Raw genomic sequence first — 17,019 nt, 5'->3', positions numbered from 1 at the left:
CTCACTCGGACTGATGGTCGGGGGCTCGGTCGGTGACGAAGTCCTTGGCCCAGCGGTAGTCGGGTTTGCCACTGGGGGAGCGGGAGATCGTCTCCGCCACCCAGATGCGTTTGGGGATCTTGTACCCCGCGAGATGGGGGCGCAGGTGGGTGCGCACGGCATCGAAGTCCAGGGTGTGGTCGGGGGCGATCGAGATGATCGCCGCCACCTGCTGGCCCCACCGTTCGTGCGCGACGCCGATGACGACCGCGTCGTAGATCGCGTCGTGTGACTTCACGACGGCCTCGACCTCCTCCGGGAACACCTTCTCCCCGCCGGTGTTGATCACCATGTTGCCGCGCCCGATCAGGGTGATCGAGCCGTCGGACTCGGCGCGGGCGCGGTCGTCGGTGACCACGATGCGGGCACCGTCCACCGTCTTGAACAGCCGGGCGGTACGTTCGGGGTCGTTGTAGTAGCCGAGCGGGACCGCGCCGGTCTTGGCCAGCCAACCCTCCTCGCCTGCGGCGACGGGCCGCCCGTCCTCGTCGACGACCACCGCGCCGCGCCCGGTCTGTACTCGTGGTCCGCGCGCCGGATCGTCGTCCTTCTGCGCGAAACCGATACCGCCGAAGCCGGTTTCGGACGACCCGATCGAGTCCGACACCATCGACGTCGGAAACTGCTCCAGCAGTGCGTTCTTCACGGGTTGGGACAGCAGCGCGGCCCCGGAGGCGATGACGAGCAGCGAGGAGGCGTCCACCGGTTCCGCGCTGTAGGTGTCGATGAGTGGGCGAGCCATCGCGTCGCCGGTGATGACCATGACGTGCGGTTTGTGCGTGGCGACGGATTCCCACACCCGCGCCGGGTCGAAGCGCGGCTCGAACAGCACGGTATTGCCCGACCAGAGTGCGTTGAACGTCGGCATCATCGCCGCGGCATGGATGAGCGGCGGGAGCACGAACCAGATGGCGGGCACCCCCTGGGCGCCCGTCGCGGACTGCTGATATTCGTCGCGCACCGGTTCACCGCTGTAGAAGTCGACACCGCCACCGAGCACACGCCACATGTCTTCCTGCCGCCACATGACGCCTTTCGGCATGCCGGTGGTGCCGCCGGTGTACATCATGAACAGGTCGTCCGCGGTGCGAGTGACCGAGGGGCGGAACGGTTTTCCCGCCTCGACGAGCTGCTCGTACAGGACCGCGCCGGTCTCGGGGGTGCCGACGTCGCGGTCGTCGTCGACACAGATCGACAGGCGCACCCCCGGCGCGAGCGCGAGGCCGGCGCGGACTGTCTCGGCGTAACAGGCGTGGTACAGCAGCACTTCGAGGTCGGCGTTGTTGTAGACATAGGCCAGCTCGGTCGGGCCGTACCGGTAGTTGATATTGATCGGGACGGCGGCCAGCTTGAAGCACGCGAGCAATGTCTCCATGGTCTCGATGCTGTTGTGCATCTGGAATCCGACGTGCGTGCCGTGGCCGACGCCCGACTCGGCGAGCCGGTGCGCGAGCTGGTTGGCACGAATATCCAGTTCCCGGAACGTCACTCGACGATCGCGCTGAATCAGCGCGATCCGATCGGGCATGGCGTCGACGGAGTGTTCGAACAGGTCGGCGAAGTTGTTGGCCATGTCAATCCATCTCTCGACGATCTCTCACACGACGGTGAGCGGCAGGGGTTTGCCCCGGTCGGTGAAGGCGAAGCCCGCACCGGTGCTGAAGCGGGTCACCGCGACCTCGGACGCTTCGCGGAACGGTTGTTCGGCCAGGTCGATCTCGACGGTCCAGCCGTGCTGGTCGGTGGCGGCCACCCGTGCGACGAATCGCGGGTCGACCCCACGCACAAGGGCATCGAGCGGGCGAAGGTCCTCGGGCGTCAGCATCGAGGGCCACGCACCGTCGGTCCGCGCCCCGCTGGCATGCGGAAACCGCAGACGCACCCCGTATTCCACGACGGAGATGTCGATTCCCGTGTAGCCCAGCGGGTTCAGCGCGGGATGCACGCGCAAGACCCGGGCCAGCGCGTCCGGATCGCGGCCGAGGTTCAGGCAGTTGCGGATGCGCTCGGAGGTCAGTCCGGCGATTCCGGCGAACTGCTTGCGCCCGATCCCGAGGGCGGTCGCCGCATCGGCGCGTTCCCCGATGGCGACCATGAACCCGAGAGTCAGCAGGTGCTGTTGCAGGCAGATCTCGTCGGCCATCCGGCGCAACGCGGCATGGGAGAAATCGGCGAACCGCAGATCACTCAGCAGCGGCCCCGTGTAGTCGGCCCTGCCCTCCTCACCCACGTCGATGTCGGCCAGCTCGAGCTGCGCGGCAACGGAGTTCGTGAGCAGCGCGGCGTTGCGGGGAACCTCGGGCGGGACGTGCGCGGCATCGATGACGACCGTCCACGCGCACACCGGGGTCCGGTCGGCGGGCTTGCGCGGTGGGCGGTGCACCGGCCGCACCTGGGCGTGCGGATTGGTGGCCAGCGCCGTGGCATCGAAGGTGGGGTCCTCGATGTCGTGGCACATCGCCACCACGAACTCCTCGCCCATCGGCTCCACATCGGCCAGTGCCCCGCAGTGATCGAGCCAGAACTCGCCGTGATCGTGGTCGTCGACGCGGAACCGGAAGTCCATGAACTGCGGTGGCGCGCCGATGTCGAGTTGCAGCCCTTTGAAGATGGTTTCGACGCTGTCGCCGGTGAAGCGCAGCGCGCGCTGCATCCGGCGGGTGTAGATCGGACTGGCCAGCTGCCACTCCTCGATCGCGACCGCCGTCATTCCCTCGCGGCCGAAGGCGGCGATGGTGTGCGCCATCCCGGACCGGTCGATGAGGTGACCGCACAGCAGCAGTTCGGGGACCAGTGCGGCCAGCTGGTCCCGGGACAGCTCCGCGTATCTGCTCATCGACGTCACCACAGGGAAGCGGGCGATTCGCCGATGGGGTACCAGCCGGGCAGCGGGTCCCGCGAGACGGAGCGCTCGATGCGCTGGTGCATGCCCGGCGACAGCGCGTTGTCGGTGATCATGTCGAGGAACATCGCCGAGACATTGCCGAAGTCGAAGAAGTCACGCTGCCAGGACCATTGGAAGTCGCCGCCGTAGCGGAACCAGCTGCCGCCGATGCCCTCGGGGGAGTAATGGCGGCCGTCGGCGCGCTTGCCCTCGTTGATCTGCTTCCAGAAGCCGATGACGGTGCCGCTGCGCTCGTCGACGACGAACTCCTGATACGGGTAGGTCCAGCCCTCGAGGCCGAGCATCTCCTGGCCCAGGGCGTAGTCGCGGATCTCGTCGCGGCCGACGGCCATGAACTCCTGCTTGGGGCCGTAGTTCCAGCCGTAGGTGGCGTCGGCCGTGTACATCTCGGCCAGGGGCTTCCAGTCGCCCTTCTCCTCACATCGCTGGTTCTCCACGACCCAGCGCCGAACCATCTCGTCGAGTTCGGCCCGCTCGAAATTTGCCATCAGTCTGTGCCTTTCGCAGGGGAGTCGGATTCGCCGCCGTCGGCGATCGACAGAGCTCGGGTGGGGCAGTAGCGGATCGCGGCCTCGACGGCCTTGTGCTCCGCGGCGTCGGGGGTGGCGTCGGTGATCTGGACCGGGCCGCGCTTGGGCACGGTGAAGACCGCGGGCGCCTCGTCCTGGCAGACGCCGTGTCCCTGACACAGGTCGAGGTCGACCACGATTCTCATGACGCGCCTCCGTCCGGCGTCGGCCGCAGCGGTGCCTCGGGCTGCACCTCGACCAGCACCATGTGGGCACCTCGCGGGACCGAGATCACCGTCGCGACCGCGTCGGCGAGGTGGTGCGGTCGCAGCATGTAGGGGTGGCGGGCCAGGCCCCAGTCCTTCCAGTCCTGCAGTACCGGCCCGACGATCTCGGGAGTCGAATCCATGCCCATCCCGGTGAGGGTTGGGCCGGGACGTACCAGCGAGGCGCGAATTCCGGTGCCCTCCAGTTCCATGCGCAACTGACCGACCATCGCCTCCAGCCCGTTCTTGGCGGCGCTGTAGGCGCCGGACCGCGGCCGCGGGTTGTCGGCGCAATCGGAGCTGATCACGACGAGATCGCCACGGCGCCGCGCGGTCATCCCGGGCAGTACCCGGTGGACGAGACGTTGCGCGCCGACGAGATGGACCTGGACCTGGAACAGGAAGCGTTCCGGGTCCATCTCCCCGACCAGGGAGAATTCGATGTCGCCCGCGCCGGAGACGAGGATCTCGGTCGGGCCGAGCGTGCGCTCGGCGGCCGTCACGAACTCGTCGACGGAGTCGGCATCGGTGACGTCGAGACGGTGGGCGTACGCCTCGCCGCCGCCGGCCCGGATCTTGGCCGCGATCTCCTCGCACAGCTCGACCCGGCGCGCGCCCAAGGTCACCGGATGGCCGAGTTCGGCGAGCGCGACGGCCGTCGCGGCGCCGATACCGGAGGACGCGCCGGCGATCAGCGCGGGCCTGCGGTCGGGATGGGGTTCGAATCGGGGCACTAGCTGACCTCTACTGTGATGGGGAGTTTGGCGAAGCCACGGACGTTGGTGGAGTGCACCCGTTCGATGCCGTCGGCGTCGACCTCGTATCCGGTGACGCGCGAGGCGAATTCGCCGAGCACGATGGTGGCCTCGAGCCGGGCCAGGTGCGCGCCGAGGCAGAAGTGCACGCCCGCGCCGAAACTGGCGAGCGCGCTGCTGTCGTTGCGGTCGATCACGTAGCTGTCGCCGTCGTCGAAGGCGGTCGCGTCGCGATTGGCCGAGCCGATCAGCAGCAGCACCTTGGCGCCTGCCGGGATGGTGCCGCCGTGGTAGTCGAGGTCGACCGCCGCGGTGCGGGCCACGATCTGGCTGGAGGTGTCGTAGCGCAACGTCTCCTCCACCCAGTCGCTCACCAGTTCCGGGTCGGCGACCACCTTGGCGTACTCCGCGGGATTGGCCGCCGCCCAATAGAGTGCGTTGCCCAAAAGCTTGGTGGTGGTTTCATTTCCGGCGACGACCATCAGGAACATGAAGCCGATGATCTCCTCGTCGGTGAGGGTGTCGTCGTCGATTTCGGCGTCCAGCAGCGCCGAGGTGAGATCGTCGGCGGGCGCGGCGCGGCGCTGGGCGACCATGTCGGCGTAGTAGCCGAACAGCCGAATCGAGGCGTCGATCGCGTCGACGGGCACATCGAGAACGCCCTCTTCGCGGTGCACCACGAGATCGGCCAACCGGCGGATCTCGGCACGGTCGGGTTCGGGCACGCCCATCAGTTCGGAGATGACGTCCATCGGCAACTTGCCCGCGACGTCGTCGATCCAGTCGAAGCTGCCGCGCGCGAGGGCGGGCTCGAGATGCTCGAGGGTGATCTCGCGGATGCGGACTTCCATCTCGGCGACGCGTTTCGGCGTGAATCCCTTGAAGACGAGTCTGCGCATCCGCATATGCCGTGGATCGTCCATCGCCAGGAACGACATCACCCGATGCGCGTGCGGACCCCAGGCCGCCGGATCGAGGGAGACGCCATTGGCGCTGGAGAGCCGGTTGCTGTCCCGAAAAGCCGCGATCACATCGGAATGCCGGGAAAGGGCCCAGAAATCGAGATCGGGATTGTGATAAAGCGGCGCCTCGGTGCGCAGGCGGTGGTAAGTCGGATACGGATCATCGTGGAATCCGTAGTCGTACGGGTCGAAAGTCAGGGGTTGCACAGCGGCGCTCGTCATCGTGAATACCCCGGTTTCGATAGGTCGTCGCCGCCGGGTGCTGGGGTCGATCGCACCGAAGGAGACAGGTAGCTGGACATGTGTCTGGACGGTACCATCGACACAAGTTCAGCACAACGGTTTCCGGGCCGAAGGAGGGCCTCGACCGGCCGTTGTCGGCGGATTTCGAGGCTGGTCAGAAATCTGGACCAGTGTCTGGAATGTGGTCCAAATCATATGGTACGGTCACCGCCATGGCAGGGGTAGACGGCGAAGTCGCACCGGCTCGGGTCGGTGCGGCGGACACGGCCGACCCGGCTGTACCGGAGGCGGAACAGGCGAGTGCGGCCCGGATAATTCGGCGCAACTTCTCCGAGACCGTCCTTTCGAGCGTGGCAACGCTCGGCCGGGCATTGCGGATGGGCGCCGGCGCCGTCTATCTCGGGGCGAACGACGCCGTTCGCGGCCGATTCCAGATACACGAAACTCTCGCGCAGGCCTGGTTTCTGATCAGAGTCACCGCGGTGCCGAGCATTTTGATGGCCATTCCGTTCGGTGTCATCGTTTCCGCCCAGGTGGGCAATATCGTGTCCGAACTCGGCGCCGATTCGATGATCGGTGCCGCGGGTGGTCTCGGCGTCATCAAACAGGGCGCGCCGATGGCCACCGCGATGCTGCTCGGCGGTGCGGGTGCCGCCGCGATCGCCGCCGATCTCGGGGCGAGAACCATCCGAGAAGAAGTCGACGCGCTCCGGGTGATGGGCATCGACCCGGTGCAACGGCTGGTGGTGCCCCGCATCGCGGCCATGATGCTGGTCGCGCCGCTACTCAATATCTTGATCATCTTCGTCGGCATCAGCTCCGGGTTCGTGGTCGCGGTATCGGCGTTGAACGTCACCCCGGGCAGCTACTGGCAGTCCTTCGGTTCCTTCACCACCTCGATCGACGTGTGGGTCTCGCTGGTCAAGGCGTTGATCTTCGGGTTCCTGGTCGTCGTGATCGCCTGTCAGCGCGGGTTGGAGGCCAAGGGCGGGCCGCGCGGCGTCGCCGACGGGGTCAACGCGGCCGTGGTGATGTCGATCGCCGCGGCCGTTGTGCTGAACACCGTGATCACCCAGGTGGTCACCATGTTCTTCCCGGTGAGGATGGCCTGATGAGCGCCGCTCCGTACTATCCCGCCGGGCTGCGCTGGGTGGGCAGACTGCGGCGCCGCCGCATCCGTCCACTCGGTCCGATCGAATCGATCGGCTTCGTGATCGGCTTCGGTTGGCAGGTGCTCTCGTCGGTGCCCTACACGCTCGTGCACTACCGGCGCCAGACGGTCACGATGGTGACGGACATGACGTGGGGTCGCGGTTCGGTGATCATCGGCGGCGGCGTGGTGCCCCTGATGCTGTTGCTCGGCGCCGCCATGGGAGCGTCCATCGGCATCGAGGCGTTCAGCGCGCTGAACCTGTTGTCGCTGGGTCAGCTCAGCGGCCTGATCTCGGCCTTCGGCGTGACCCGCGAGCTCGCGCCGATCGCGGCCGGGATCGGCTTCGCGGCCCAGGCCGGGTGCCGGATGACCGCCGAGATCGGTTCGATGCGCATCTCCGAGGAGATCGACGCGCTGGAATCACTCGGGATCCGGTCGGTGCCCTTCGTCGTCACGACGCGGGTCATCGCCGGGATCTTCGCCGTGGCACCGGCATTCGTGGTCGCGCTGATTCTGAGCTACGCCTCTTGCGCCTTCATCGTGACGACCATCCACGGCACACCGACCGGAACCTACAACCACTACTTCGATCAGTTCGTGGTCGGGTGGGACGTTTTCGCCGCGACTGTCAAGGTGATGGTGTTCGCCATCGCCGTCGTGCTGATCCATTGCTATCAGGGCTATTTCGCCACGGGCGGCCCCGAGGGCGTCGGTATCGGCTCCGGGCGCGCCATTCGGGCGAGCCTGGTGGCCATCATCGCGCTCGACATGGTCGCCACCATCGCACTGTGGGGATTTCAATCCCCCGTCACGTTTACCGGGTGATGCCATGCCTGCTTACGCCCTGCCGGGCACCGAAGTCGGGCCGCTGCGCGCCCGGATCCTCGGCGCGCTCGCCATCGCGCTCGCGCTACTCGCCGTGCTGGTCTGGCGCGTGGTGCCCGACAGCGTGCCCGCCGACCAGATCCGGGTCGCACTGCTGGTCGGCGCGGTCGGCGAGGGCGTGGGGGAGGGCACCGATGTCCGGCTCGACGGCGTGCGGGTCGGCTCGGTCGACACGATCGACTTCGCCGGCCGGAGCAAGCAGCGAATCGAGCTGACGCTGAGCGGGTCTCAACTGTTCGGCCTGACCGACGCGCTGGCCGTCGACTACGCGCCGGGAAACCTGTTCGGCATCAGCGCCATCGAGCTGCACTCGACGGTGGGCGGTGCTGAGCTGGTCGACGGTTCGACCGTCGACCTGACCGGTCGCGACGCTGCTCGGGTACACGACGCCACGCTCTCCGCCCTGCTGAAAGCAACGGGACAACTCACCGACGAGGTACTGACACCGAAACTCGTCGCATTGCTCAGCACCGTCTCCCGCGATCTCACGGCGTTCACCCCGCTGCTGGAAGCGATCGGCACGACCGCCCGCTCGTACGCGGAGACCAGACAGCTACCGCCCTCGGTGCTGTTCGAACAGTTCGGTTCGGCGCTGACCGGTCTGCCGCCGATGCTGACCGGTGGCCTGACGTTGCTGAACGCGGAATACACGAACAAATACCTGGCGGTCCCCGATCAGCTCCAGCGGTTCGGCCGGATGTTCGAGGGTGTCCAGTACCAATTGCTGCCGACGGTCACGCGACTGTTCAGCACCTCTCAGCAGTACTTCGGGGAGATCCTGCCGATGCTCAGCCTTGTCCTCGACCGACTCGCCGCCTCGGTCAGCACCCCGCAGCGCTCGGCGCAGCAGCTGAGCGAGCTGCTCACCCGACTCGACACCGCCTTCCAGGACACACCCGAGGGCCCGGTGCTCCGGGCCGAGGTCGCGCTCGACGGTGTGCCGGGTCTGGCGGCGCCGCTGGCCGCGATGCTCGGGGGCGGGCGCTGATGACGACGCGTGCCCTGCTGATCCGGGTAGCCACCGCGGTCGCGCTGATGGCCGTGGTGCTGGTCGGCGTCCTGCGCGTGATCGAGCGACCCGTCGACGGCGAAACCGACACCTACACAGCGCTGTTCACCGATGCGAACGGCCTGCGCAGCGGTGACGACGTGCGCCTCTACGGGGTGCAGGTCGGCAAGGTGCAGGCCGTCGAGCTCGACGGCGCGCTCGCCCGCGTGCGCTTCACCGTCGCACGGGATCGGACGCTGTTCCTCAACTCCCGGATCGCCATCCGCTACCAGAACCTCACGGGTTTCCGGTATCTGGGCGTCGAGCAACCCGACCAGCCGACGGGCCGACGTGATCCGGCGTCGGTTTTCAGTACCGCGGAGACGGTGCCGGACTTCGACATCACCCGTCTGTTCAAGGGTTTGCAGCCGGTGCTGGCCGAACTCTCCCCCGAGGATCTCAACCAGTTCGCGACCAGCATCCTCGCCGTGATCCAGGGCGAGGGCACAGGTCTCGGGCAGGCACTGGGCGCCATCGACAAGCTCAGCCGCTTCGCCTCCGACCGTCAAATGGTCCTGTCGACCCTGGCGCGCAACCTCGCCGAGGTCGCCGATCATCTCGACGGAAAGTCGGGCAACGCCATCACGCTGCTGACCAATCTGACCAACCTGTTCATGGCCATCACCGCGAAACTGCCCGGGCTGGTGGACTTCTCGATCGGCATTCCCGGTGTGCTGAAACCGCTGCGCAGCATGCTGACCGTCTTCGGGGTCACCGGCGAGCCGAACAGCGATCTCGACGCGGCGCTCACCCGAGCCTTCCCCGATCCGTACGAGGCGGTGGCCGCGTTCGAGAGCCTGCCCGGTCTCATCCAGTCGATGACGCGGGCGATTCCGCAGACCGGGCCCGGCCTCACCTGCTCGCACGGTGACGCCACCGCACCGCCACCGCTGCAAGTGCTCATCGCCGGACAGGGGATCGTGCTGTGTCACCGATAACGCGCCGACGCGCCATCAACGATCCCCGCGCCGGCGAATTGCGCTGGGGGATAGCGGGAATGTGCGCCGCGGTACTGCTCCTGGTCGCGATCGGTTTCGTCTATGTCACCGGAACCACCTCGCAGAGAACCTATTCCGCCGACCTGACAGAGGCGGGTTCGGTCCGCGTCGGCGACGATGTGCGGCTCGCCGGGATCCCCGTCGGGAAAGTGACCTCGCTGGACCTGCTGCCCGACCGGGTCCGGATGAGGTTCACCGTCGCCGCCGACGCGTTCATCGGCGATCAGACCACCCTCGATATCCGGATGCTGACCTTTGTCGGCGGCTACTACGTGGCGGTACTGCCCGCGGGCACGCAACCGCTGGGTGATGCGGTGCTGCCCGCGCAGCGAGTGATCGTGCCCTACAACCTGACCCGGGCATTCCAGGACGCGGTGGAGCCGGTGCGCCGCATCGACGGCGAGGTCTTCCGGCGCGATCTCGCCGCGCTGTCCACCGCGATCGACACGAGCCCGGACGCGGTGCGCTCGGCCGTGCGCGCCGCCGGTGACGTGGTCGCGATCCTGGACGAGCAGAACGCGGACATCTCGCGCACCCTGTCCATCGCCGACGAGTACCTCAGCGCACTGCGGGCCAACGCCGATGTGCTGGCGAACCTGATCACCACCCTCGGCACGCTCGAGCAGATCATCCAGACCAACAAGGTGGTGGTCGCGGATTCCCTGATCGATCTGGCGGTCGTGCTGAAACAGGTCACGCCGCTCGGACGCGCGTGGGATGCCTCGATCCAGCAGCGGGTGGCCCCGCTCGCCGCGGCGGTCCCCGCGCTCGAAGAGCTCGGCACGCGCCTGGGCGCCCTGTTCGATTCCGTACGCGCACTGGAGGAGCGGTTGCTCCCGCTGCTCCCACCGGGCGGCGGGGTGAGTGTCGATCAGTCCGGGGCGACGATCCAGCTGCCCGCCGTCTGCGTGCCACTGCCGGGGGGCGGCTGTTGATATCGAAACAGCTACTCGGATCGCGTGGGCTGATGTCGGTCGCGGTGGTTCTGACTCTCGTCCTCGCCGGTGCCCTGGGTCTGCGACTGAGTACACCGAACCCGCCGATGCGGGTCTACTGCGCCGCAATGCCCGACAGCATCGGACTTTACGAAGGCAGCGCCGTCACGGTGCTGGGGGTGCAGGTCGGGCGGGTCACCGGCATCAGCGTCGACGGAGCCTCGGCGCGCGTCGAATTCACCGTCCGCGCCGATCGGAAGCTGCCGCTCGAGGTCGGGGCGGTGACGGTCAGCGACACCTTGATCGCCGACCGCCGACTGGCCCTCATCGGCAACGAACCTGTCGGGCCGGGCTGGAATTCGAGCGCGTGCATCACCAAAACCCTGACGCCCAAGAGCCTCACGCAGACCTTCGACGCCCTCGCCGGTCTGGCCGACCAGCTCAACGGCGCGGGCGATCCGGCGCAGCGGACCGCCCTCGGCGCCGGGATCACGGCCCTGGAACGCGCCACGGCGGGGACGGGCGAGCAGATCAACGACGTCATTGTGGCGCTGAGCCGGGCACTGGCCGCACCCGATGCGGCGATCGGTCACCTCGGGCAGTTGCTCGACGCGCTCACCGAGCTCGCCCACCGCGCACGCGGCGGCTGGTCGCAGGTGGAGACGACGGTGACCGGGTTGCCGCAGACTTTCAACGACATCGTCACCATCGCCTTTCCGCCGGTCATCGCGATCGTCGCCACTCTCGCCGATCTGCTGCCCCAGCTCAACGATGTGATCATGATGTTCGGCTCGCCCGGACTGCGCGCACTGGACGCGGTGCCCGACCTGTCGCGGATGATCGCGGCGGGGGTCGGCTCGCTGGCCGACGTGATCGCGATGGCGCCTGCCGTCGCCGGTGGCTTCGCCGGTGCTGTCGACCCGGCCACCGGCGCGCTGACCATCGGCTACGCGCCGCCGAAACTCGCACTCGCCCAGCAGGACTCGGACCGGATCTGCGCGGCCGTGCAGGTCGTCACCGGGCAGCCGTGCCTGCCTTCGGACAGCGGTGCGATGACGATTCCCGCGATGCCCGTCCTACTGGGAGCGGTGAGCGCCCGATGAAACGTGTCGCCCTGTTCGTCCTCGCGGTGCTGTTCGCCGCCACCGGTTGCGGATTCCAGCCCGCCGATCTGCCCGTGCCGGGAGCCGATGTCGGCGGACCCACCTATCCGCTGCGGATCGAGTTCGCCGACGTTCTCAATCTCCCGCAGGGCGCCAAGGTGATCGCGGCGGGTGTCCGCGTCGGCGGGCTCACCGGCGTCACCCTGGTCGACCCCGTCCCCGGCACGGCGGAGCGGGCCGCCGTGCCCGGGTATGCCGTCGTCGATGTCGAGATCCAGCGGTCGGTCCGGCTCCCGGTGGGCACCACCGCCGAACTGCGCCAGGAGACGCCGCTGGGCGACGTCCACATCGCCCTGAGCGAGCCCGCCGACCCGACCGCGGGCGAGTTGACAGCGGGCGCGACCATCCCGCTCGAAGACACCACCCAGTCGCCGCCGATCGAGGACATCCTGGCCGGATTGTCCACCTTCATCGGCAGCGGTGCGGTGACCGACTTCCAGGACATCGTGCGCACGACGAACGGGGTATTCCCCGACGACCCGCGCGAAACAGCGCGAATCGCAGACACTCTCGGAGCCGACATCACCGACCTCGGCGACCACCTGAACTCGGTCGACGCCCTGCTCGACGGCCTGGAAGCCACCGTCGACGACGGGATGCGGCACAACCTGCCGATTCTCGACGAGCTACTCACCCCCTACGGCGTCCAGCACACCACCGATGCGGTGAACACCCAGATCAGCGTCATCTTCGTGCTGACCGCCCTCGGCCCGGTCGCGCCGAGCGTCCAGTGGCTCGGCCCGCTGCTGTCCTCCCTGGACGACACCACCCGCGCCGTGGTGCCCATGCTGCTCGGCAGCCGCCCCCTCGACACCGACGCGCCCTCGAACATGAAGGCGCTCATCGACCTGATCAACACCGACCTGGTCCCGTTCGCGCAGCACGGACCCGCGATCGACCTGTCGATCACGCCCGGCGACCACACCGCCCGGATCGTCGACTCCCTGCGAATGATCGGTCTGGTGCGATGAACCTTCGTGCGACAGTGTCACTCTCGGCGATCATGGCGGTGCTGGTCTTCGGGGTCGGGTACATGTCGCTCGGTGTGCTCCGGCTCGATCCGCGCATCAGCTACCGCACCGCGGATCTGCGGCTGGCGCACTCGGGCGGGCTGGCGCCGAACTCGCCGGTCCTGCTCTCCGGTGTCCAGGTCGGGCGCACCGAGTCGGTGCGCAAACAGGACGGGGGTGTGCTCGTCCGGTTGCGGATCGACAGTCGCTACCGCATCCCGGTGTCCAGCGATGTCCGCATCGAGCAGCTGTCGGCGCTGGGTGAGCCCTACATCGCCTTCGCACCGGAGTCAGGGGCAGGCCCGTATCTCGAGGACGGCCAGGTCGTCGCGGCGGACCGCGTCCACCTGCCGACGACCATCACCGCGCTCTCGGCCCGGCTGGTCGAGCTGCTCGATCAGCTCCGTCCCGAGACGATCGCGAACCTGGTCGACACCTTCGATCGCGCGCTCGCCGGCACCGACGCCGCGATGGGGACGCTGCAGCGGTCATCGACGCTGCTCGCGGCGACGTTGCTCAGCCGCACCGAGGCGATCCGGCAGCTGTTCGCCGATATCCAAGCCCTCGGTGGTGACATGGCGTGGCTCGGGCCGTCGCTCGCCACGGCGGGCCCGCTGTTCGGCGAGTTCGGTGTCACGCTGAACGCGATCGTCGAGTCCGGTGCGGAGCTGGTGGAAAGCCGTCCGGTCGAGGACTACTTCACCGGCGACGGCCTTGTCCCCTTCCTCGACAACCTCACCGCCCTGATCACCGAGATCGGCCCGAGTATCGCCCCGCTGGGACAGCTTCTCGGGCCGGTGGTCACCGACGCGGTCCATCGGACGCCGGCCATCGACATCAGCACCCTGATCGACCAAGCACTGCAGAACGTGGACGCCGACGGCACCGTGCATTTCCGCCTCGGCGTCAAATAGCCGGACAAAGGACTGACCATGAGTACAGCGACCGAAGTAGAAGCCACCGCCGCCGACGAACAGACACCGCGCACCGTTTCCGTCCGGCTCTCGACCGTCCTGATCAGCGGCACGATCGGGGTGCTCGTCGCCGCGGTCGTCACGTTCGCGGCGCTGTATTTCTCGGCGCGGGCGACGATCGCCGAGCGCGACGCGCGCGCGGCCGACGCCGAGCGCGTGGAGCAGATCGCGACCGGCTACGGCGTCGGCGCGTCCACGATCGACTACCGCGACGTGCCTGCCTGGTTCGCCCGGCTCAAGACCGGCACCACCGGGCCCCTGGCCGCCAAATTCGACGCCACCGCACCGCAGTTGGAGCAGATCCTGCTCCCGCTGCAGTGGACGTCGAAGGCGAACCCGCTCTCGGCGAAGGTGATCTCGGAAGCCGGTGGCATCTACAAGGTCAATGCCTACCTCGATGTGGTCTCCACCAGCGCCCAGACGCCAGAGGGAACGCGGACCACCGTCACCTATTCGCTCACCGTCGACCGGAATTCCGACTGGCAGATCACCGAGGTGGGTGGCCTGCAGAACGCCCTGCCGACGAAATGATCAGTAGGCGATGAAGAGGATCTCGTCCGGGGTGTAGTCGTGGCCGGGGTGGTTCGCGGCCAGGTGCTCTTGGGTCTGCTTGATCAGATCGGCCTCGTCGGTGCCGCGAATGCTGACGCCACAGGGGCAGTTGAGACGAGTCTTCATCGATGTTCTCCTTGGGTTCCGGCTATCCGAGCATCTTTCCGGACAGTAGTCCGGATTGTATTCCAGGTCATGTGTTAGCGTCACCCGCATGGGAGCTGTAGACGAGATCTCCGCCGGTACCAGCGACCTGTTCGCCCTCGCCGAACAGACCGTCGGATTCATGCCGCCGGAAGAGGGACAGGCGCTCTACGCGGCCGCCCGCGCGTACGCGGGTGACGGAATCATCATGGAGATCGGCACCTACTGCGGCAAGTCGACCGTCTATCTCGGTGCCGCGGCCCGCGAAACCGGTGCCACCGTGTGCACCGTCGACCACCACCGTGGCTCCGAGGAGCATCAGCCGGGCTGGGAGTACCACGACACCAGCATGATCGACCCGGAGACCGGCGTCTTCGACACCGTGACCACGTTCCGGCGCACCATGATTCGCGCGGGTCTCACCGACACGGTGACCGCGATCATCGGCTCGTCGAGTGCCGCCGCCCGCATCTGGCGGGCCCCGCTGCGCATGCTGTTCATCGACGGCGGCCACACCGAGGAGGCCGCCCAGCGTGACTACGACAACTGGGTGCACTGGGTGGCCGGTGGCGGGCTGCTCGCCATTCACGACGTCTTCCCCGATCCCGCCGACGGCGGTCGCGCGCCGTACAACATCTATCGACGCGCGATCGACAGCGGCAAGTTCCGCGAACTCTCGGTCACCGGTTCGCTGCGCATCCTGCAGCGAACCGCCGCGTGTAACTGAGCCGGATCACCGGGGGAATGCGTCGCGGAAGATGCCGTTGCCCGCGGTGGTGCGGCTGAGGGCGTCGGCGGCGAGCACGACCGCCGCCGCGGTCCACGTGGTGCGCTCCTCGGGCCAGCGCTTGCCGTCGGTGAAAACGAGTCCGGTCCAATAGGACCCGTCCGATTCGCGCAGATGCTGCATCGCGGTGAACAGCGTGCTCGCGGCGGCGGTATCGCCGATGGCATCGAGGGCGAGCACCAGTTCGCAGGTCTCGGCGCCGGTGACCCACGGTGCGTCGGACACGCAGCGAATGCCGAGATCGGCGACCACGAATTCGTTCCAGTGCCGCGCTATCCGGTCCGCGGCCGCCGCGCCGCGCACCGCGCCGCCGAGGATCGGGTAGTACCAGTCCATGGAGTAACGGCTCTTGTCCAGGAACGCTTCCGGATGATGGCGCAGGGCGTTGCCGAGCCGGCTGCGAGCCGCCGCCCAATCCGGTCGCGGGTCGCCCACCCGCTCGGCGAGGGTCACCGCACAGCCGAGGCTGTGGAAGATGCTGGAGCAGCCGGTCAGCAGAGCTTCTCCCGATGATCCGGATTCGCCGGCCGACCAATGGATCTCGCCGTGCTCGCCGTGTTGCAGCCCGAGGACGAAGTCGATGCCTGCGCGGACCGTCGGCCACATCTCCGCGGCGAACCCGGTATCGCCGGTGATCGTGAGGGCGTGCAGAACACCGGTCGCCAGGTAGGCGCAGAAGTTGGTGTCGGCGTCGTGGTTCTCGATCACGCCCGCGCGTACCTGCGTGGGCCACGACCCATCGGAGCGCTGCGATTTCGCCGACCAGATGTAGGCCTCACGGGCCACGTCCCACAACCCGCCCACGGTGAGCGCCATCGCGGACTCGATGTGATCCCACGGATCGGTGTGGCCGCCGCTGAACCAGGGGATCGCACCGTCGGGTTCCTGTGCGGCGGCGATGGATTCGGCGGTCTGCCGGATCTCACGCGCGGAGACGACCCCGGGAACGGCCGGTAGCTCAACGGGCATCGCCGCGCACCGCCGGTTTCGTGAAGTAGAGCGCGACCGACTTGCCGACCAGCGGATTCAGCACACGTTCGGCGGTGCGCGTGAGCGCGGGCGCCGACATCATGTCCCACACCAGCATGCGGTGATAGGCGCTCACCAGCGGGTGCTTGTCATTGCGCACGCCGACAGCGCATTTCAGCCACCAGAAGGGTGCGTGCAAAGCGTGCGCGAAGTCCTGGTGGTGGTAGCGCAGACCGCGCGCGGTGATCTTGTCGCGCAGCTCGTCGGCGCGATAGATGCGGACGTGACCACCCTCGTTGGCGTGGTACTCGTCCGAGAGCGCCCAGCAGATGCGTTCGGGTAGCCAGCGCGGCACCGTGACCGCCAGCGCGCCACCGGGTTTGACCACCCGCGCCAGTTCGGCGATCGCCTGTGTGTCCTGCGGGACGTGCTCGAGGATCTCCGAGGCGATGACCACGTCGAATTCGTCGTTGCCGTAGGGCAGGTCGAGCGCGTCGCCGCGCACGGTCTCGGCCTTGGCGTACTCCGGTGCCTCGCCCGCCGCGGCCATGGCCTCGAACATGATGTCGACATCGGCCAGGTCGGCGGCGTTCTGGTCGAACGCGACGACGTCGGCTCCGCGGCGGTAGGCCTCGAAGGAATGTCTGCCCGCGCCGCAGCCGATGTCGATCACCCGTGATCCGGGGCCGATGCCCAAGCGGTCGAAATCGACGGTCAACATG

At 67.8% G+C, this 17,019-nt stretch carries 19 protein-coding genes; 10 read left to right on the top strand and 9 right to left on the bottom strand.

The window, feature by feature from the left end; genetic code table 11:
• Position 1: 1 nt before the first annotated feature.
• Genes ACWGCN_RS03900 through ACWGCN_RS03875 form a run of 6 tightly spaced genes read right to left on the bottom strand, consistent with a single transcriptional unit; the run spans position 2 to position 5,658 of the window.
• Positions 2-1,612: an acyl-CoA synthetase gene (locus ACWGCN_RS03900; protein ID WP_449971125.1), complete on the bottom strand. Its 1,611-nt coding sequence runs from the start codon at positions 1,610-1,612 to the stop codon at positions 2-4.
• A gap of 24 nt (positions 1,613-1,636) precedes the next feature.
• A complete protein-coding gene (locus ACWGCN_RS03895) occupies positions 1,637-2,875 on the bottom strand; it encodes a hypothetical protein (RefSeq protein ID WP_452457431.1) in 1,239 nt (412 codons plus the stop codon).
• 5 nt (positions 2,876-2,880) lie between these two features.
• A complete protein-coding gene (locus ACWGCN_RS03890; RefSeq protein ID WP_378992706.1) occupies positions 2,881-3,432 on the bottom strand; it encodes a Cif family virulence factor in 552 nt (183 codons plus the stop codon).
• Positions 3,432-3,659 carry a ferredoxin gene (locus ACWGCN_RS03885; RefSeq protein WP_379295003.1) on the bottom strand — a complete coding sequence of 76 codons (228 nt, stop codon included), beginning with the start codon at positions 3,657-3,659 and terminating at the stop codon, positions 3,432-3,434. The genes ACWGCN_RS03890 and ACWGCN_RS03885 overlap by 1 nt, the downstream gene beginning before the upstream one ends.
• Positions 3,656-4,453, bottom strand: a complete 798-nt coding sequence (locus tag ACWGCN_RS03880) for an SDR family oxidoreductase (protein WP_452457430.1) — start codon at positions 4,451-4,453, stop codon at positions 3,656-3,658. Before ACWGCN_RS03880 ends, ACWGCN_RS03885 begins: the two co-directional genes overlap by 4 nt.
• Positions 4,453-5,658: a cytochrome P450 gene (locus ACWGCN_RS03875; RefSeq protein ID WP_378992709.1), complete on the bottom strand. Its 1,206-nt coding sequence runs from the start codon at positions 5,656-5,658 to the stop codon at positions 4,453-4,455. The genes ACWGCN_RS03880 and ACWGCN_RS03875 overlap by 1 nt, the downstream gene beginning before the upstream one ends.
• 233 nt (positions 5,659-5,891) lie before the next feature.
• Between ACWGCN_RS03875 and ACWGCN_RS03870 the strand changes: the two genes are divergently transcribed.
• From ACWGCN_RS03870 to ACWGCN_RS03830, 9 genes are read left to right on the top strand one after another with little or no spacing between them, the layout of a single operon-like run.
• Positions 5,892-6,791 (top strand): MlaE family ABC transporter permease, encoded by a 900-nt coding sequence (locus tag ACWGCN_RS03870; RefSeq protein ID WP_452457429.1) that lies wholly within the window; start codon positions 5,892-5,894, stop codon positions 6,789-6,791.
• Positions 6,791-7,657 carry an ABC transporter permease gene (locus tag ACWGCN_RS03865; protein WP_378992711.1) on the top strand — a complete coding sequence of 289 codons (867 nt, stop codon included), beginning with the start codon at positions 6,791-6,793 and terminating at the stop codon, positions 7,655-7,657. The genes ACWGCN_RS03870 and ACWGCN_RS03865 overlap by 1 nt, the downstream gene beginning before the upstream one ends.
• A gap of 4 nt (positions 7,658-7,661) precedes the next feature.
• Positions 7,662-8,705 carry an MlaD family protein gene (locus ACWGCN_RS03860; protein ID WP_378992713.1) on the top strand — a complete coding sequence of 348 codons (1,044 nt, stop codon included), beginning with the start codon at positions 7,662-7,664 and terminating at the stop codon, positions 8,703-8,705.
• Positions 8,705-9,703 (top strand): MlaD family protein, encoded by a 999-nt coding sequence (locus ACWGCN_RS03855; protein WP_378992715.1) that lies wholly within the window; start codon positions 8,705-8,707, stop codon positions 9,701-9,703. Before ACWGCN_RS03860 ends, ACWGCN_RS03855 begins: the two co-directional genes overlap by 1 nt.
• The gene (locus ACWGCN_RS03850; RefSeq protein WP_452457428.1) at positions 9,691-10,698 is read left to right on the top strand and encodes an MlaD family protein; all 1,008 of its coding nucleotides are present in this window, start codon (positions 9,691-9,693) and stop codon (positions 10,696-10,698) included. The genes ACWGCN_RS03855 and ACWGCN_RS03850 overlap by 13 nt, the downstream gene beginning before the upstream one ends.
• Positions 10,699-10,730: 32 nt before the next feature.
• The gene (locus ACWGCN_RS03845) at positions 10,731-11,801 is read left to right on the top strand and encodes an MlaD family protein (RefSeq protein ID WP_452457427.1); all 1,071 of its coding nucleotides are present in this window, start codon (positions 10,731-10,733) and stop codon (positions 11,799-11,801) included.
• Positions 11,798-12,832 (top strand): MlaD family protein, encoded by a 1,035-nt coding sequence (locus ACWGCN_RS03840; protein ID WP_452457426.1) that lies wholly within the window; start codon positions 11,798-11,800, stop codon positions 12,830-12,832. Before ACWGCN_RS03845 ends, ACWGCN_RS03840 begins: the two co-directional genes overlap by 4 nt.
• Entirely contained in the window at positions 12,829-13,785 is a 957-nt protein-coding gene (locus ACWGCN_RS03835; protein WP_378992721.1) for an MlaD family protein, read from the top strand. Before ACWGCN_RS03840 ends, ACWGCN_RS03835 begins: the two co-directional genes overlap by 4 nt.
• 18 nt (positions 13,786-13,803) lie before the next feature.
• Entirely contained in the window at positions 13,804-14,376 is a 573-nt protein-coding gene (locus ACWGCN_RS03830) for a hypothetical protein (protein ID WP_452457425.1), read from the top strand.
• On the opposite strand, the gene ACWGCN_RS03825 is transcribed toward ACWGCN_RS03830, so the two are convergent.
• Positions 14,377-14,523, bottom strand: coding sequence for a DUF1059 domain-containing protein (locus ACWGCN_RS03825; protein ID WP_378630312.1), 147 nt, complete (start codon positions 14,521-14,523; stop codon positions 14,377-14,379).
• 88 nt (positions 14,524-14,611) lie between these two features.
• Here ACWGCN_RS03825 and ACWGCN_RS03820 point away from each other — a divergent pair, with 88 nt between their 5' ends.
• Positions 14,612-15,268: a class I SAM-dependent methyltransferase gene (locus ACWGCN_RS03820; protein WP_452457424.1), complete on the top strand. Its 657-nt coding sequence runs from the start codon at positions 14,612-14,614 to the stop codon at positions 15,266-15,268.
• A gap of 6 nt (positions 15,269-15,274) precedes the next feature.
• Here ACWGCN_RS03820 and ACWGCN_RS03815 read toward each other — a convergent pair whose 3' ends face one another.
• Together ACWGCN_RS03815 and ACWGCN_RS03810 are read right to left on the bottom strand one after the other, a co-directional pair.
• A complete protein-coding gene (locus ACWGCN_RS03815; RefSeq protein WP_452457423.1) occupies positions 15,275-16,297 on the bottom strand; it encodes a prenyltransferase in 1,023 nt (340 codons plus the stop codon).
• A complete protein-coding gene (locus tag ACWGCN_RS03810) occupies positions 16,287-17,018 on the bottom strand; it encodes a class I SAM-dependent methyltransferase (protein WP_387446582.1) in 732 nt (243 codons plus the stop codon). Before ACWGCN_RS03810 ends, ACWGCN_RS03815 begins: the two co-directional genes overlap by 11 nt.
• Position 17,019 lies beyond the last annotated feature (1 nt).

The organism is Nocardia sp. NPDC055050, assembly GCF_053608345.1.
Note: the sequence above shows the minus strand (reverse complement) of the source record. Positions and strands in the feature narration are given on the sequence as shown.

Coding starts and splice junctions, on each gene's coding strand:
- ACWGCN_RS03810 (WP_387446582.1), bottom strand. CDS start 17,018: ATGTTGACCGTCGATTTCGACCGCTTGGGCATCGGCCCCGGATCACGG.
- ACWGCN_RS03900 (WP_449971125.1), bottom strand. CDS start 1,612: ATGGCCAACAACTTCGCCGACCTGTTCGAACACTCCGTCGACGCCATG.
- ACWGCN_RS03835 (WP_378992721.1), top strand. CDS start 12,829: ATGAACCTTCGTGCGACAGTGTCACTCTCGGCGATCATGGCGGTGCTG.
- ACWGCN_RS03820 (WP_452457424.1), top strand. CDS start 14,612: ATGGGAGCTGTAGACGAGATCTCCGCCGGTACCAGCGACCTGTTCGCC.
- ACWGCN_RS03895 (WP_452457431.1), bottom strand. CDS start 2,875: ATGAGCAGATACGCGGAGCTGTCCCGGGACCAGCTGGCCGCACTGGTC.
- ACWGCN_RS03815 (WP_452457423.1), bottom strand. CDS start 16,297: ATGCCCGTTGAGCTACCGGCCGTTCCCGGGGTCGTCTCCGCGCGTGAG.
- ACWGCN_RS03865 (WP_378992711.1), top strand. CDS start 6,791: ATGAGCGCCGCTCCGTACTATCCCGCCGGGCTGCGCTGGGTGGGCAGA.
- ACWGCN_RS03860 (WP_378992713.1), top strand. CDS start 7,662: ATGCCTGCTTACGCCCTGCCGGGCACCGAAGTCGGGCCGCTGCGCGCC.
- ACWGCN_RS03855 (WP_378992715.1), top strand. CDS start 8,705: ATGACGACGCGTGCCCTGCTGATCCGGGTAGCCACCGCGGTCGCGCTG.
- ACWGCN_RS03890 (WP_378992706.1), bottom strand. CDS start 3,432: ATGGCAAATTTCGAGCGGGCCGAACTCGACGAGATGGTTCGGCGCTGG.
- ACWGCN_RS03845 (WP_452457427.1), top strand. CDS start 10,731: ATGTCGGTCGCGGTGGTTCTGACTCTCGTCCTCGCCGGTGCCCTGGGT.
- ACWGCN_RS03870 (WP_452457429.1), top strand. CDS start 5,892: ATGGCAGGGGTAGACGGCGAAGTCGCACCGGCTCGGGTCGGTGCGGCG.
- ACWGCN_RS03830 (WP_452457425.1), top strand. CDS start 13,804: ATGAGTACAGCGACCGAAGTAGAAGCCACCGCCGCCGACGAACAGACA.
- ACWGCN_RS03875 (WP_378992709.1), bottom strand. CDS start 5,658: ATGACGAGCGCCGCTGTGCAACCCCTGACTTTCGACCCGTACGACTAC.
- ACWGCN_RS03825 (WP_378630312.1), bottom strand. CDS start 14,523: ATGAAGACTCGTCTCAACTGCCCCTGTGGCGTCAGCATTCGCGGCACC.
- ACWGCN_RS03885 (WP_379295003.1), bottom strand. CDS start 3,659: ATGAGAATCGTGGTCGACCTCGACCTGTGTCAGGGACACGGCGTCTGC.
- ACWGCN_RS03840 (WP_452457426.1), top strand. CDS start 11,798: ATGAAACGTGTCGCCCTGTTCGTCCTCGCGGTGCTGTTCGCCGCCACC.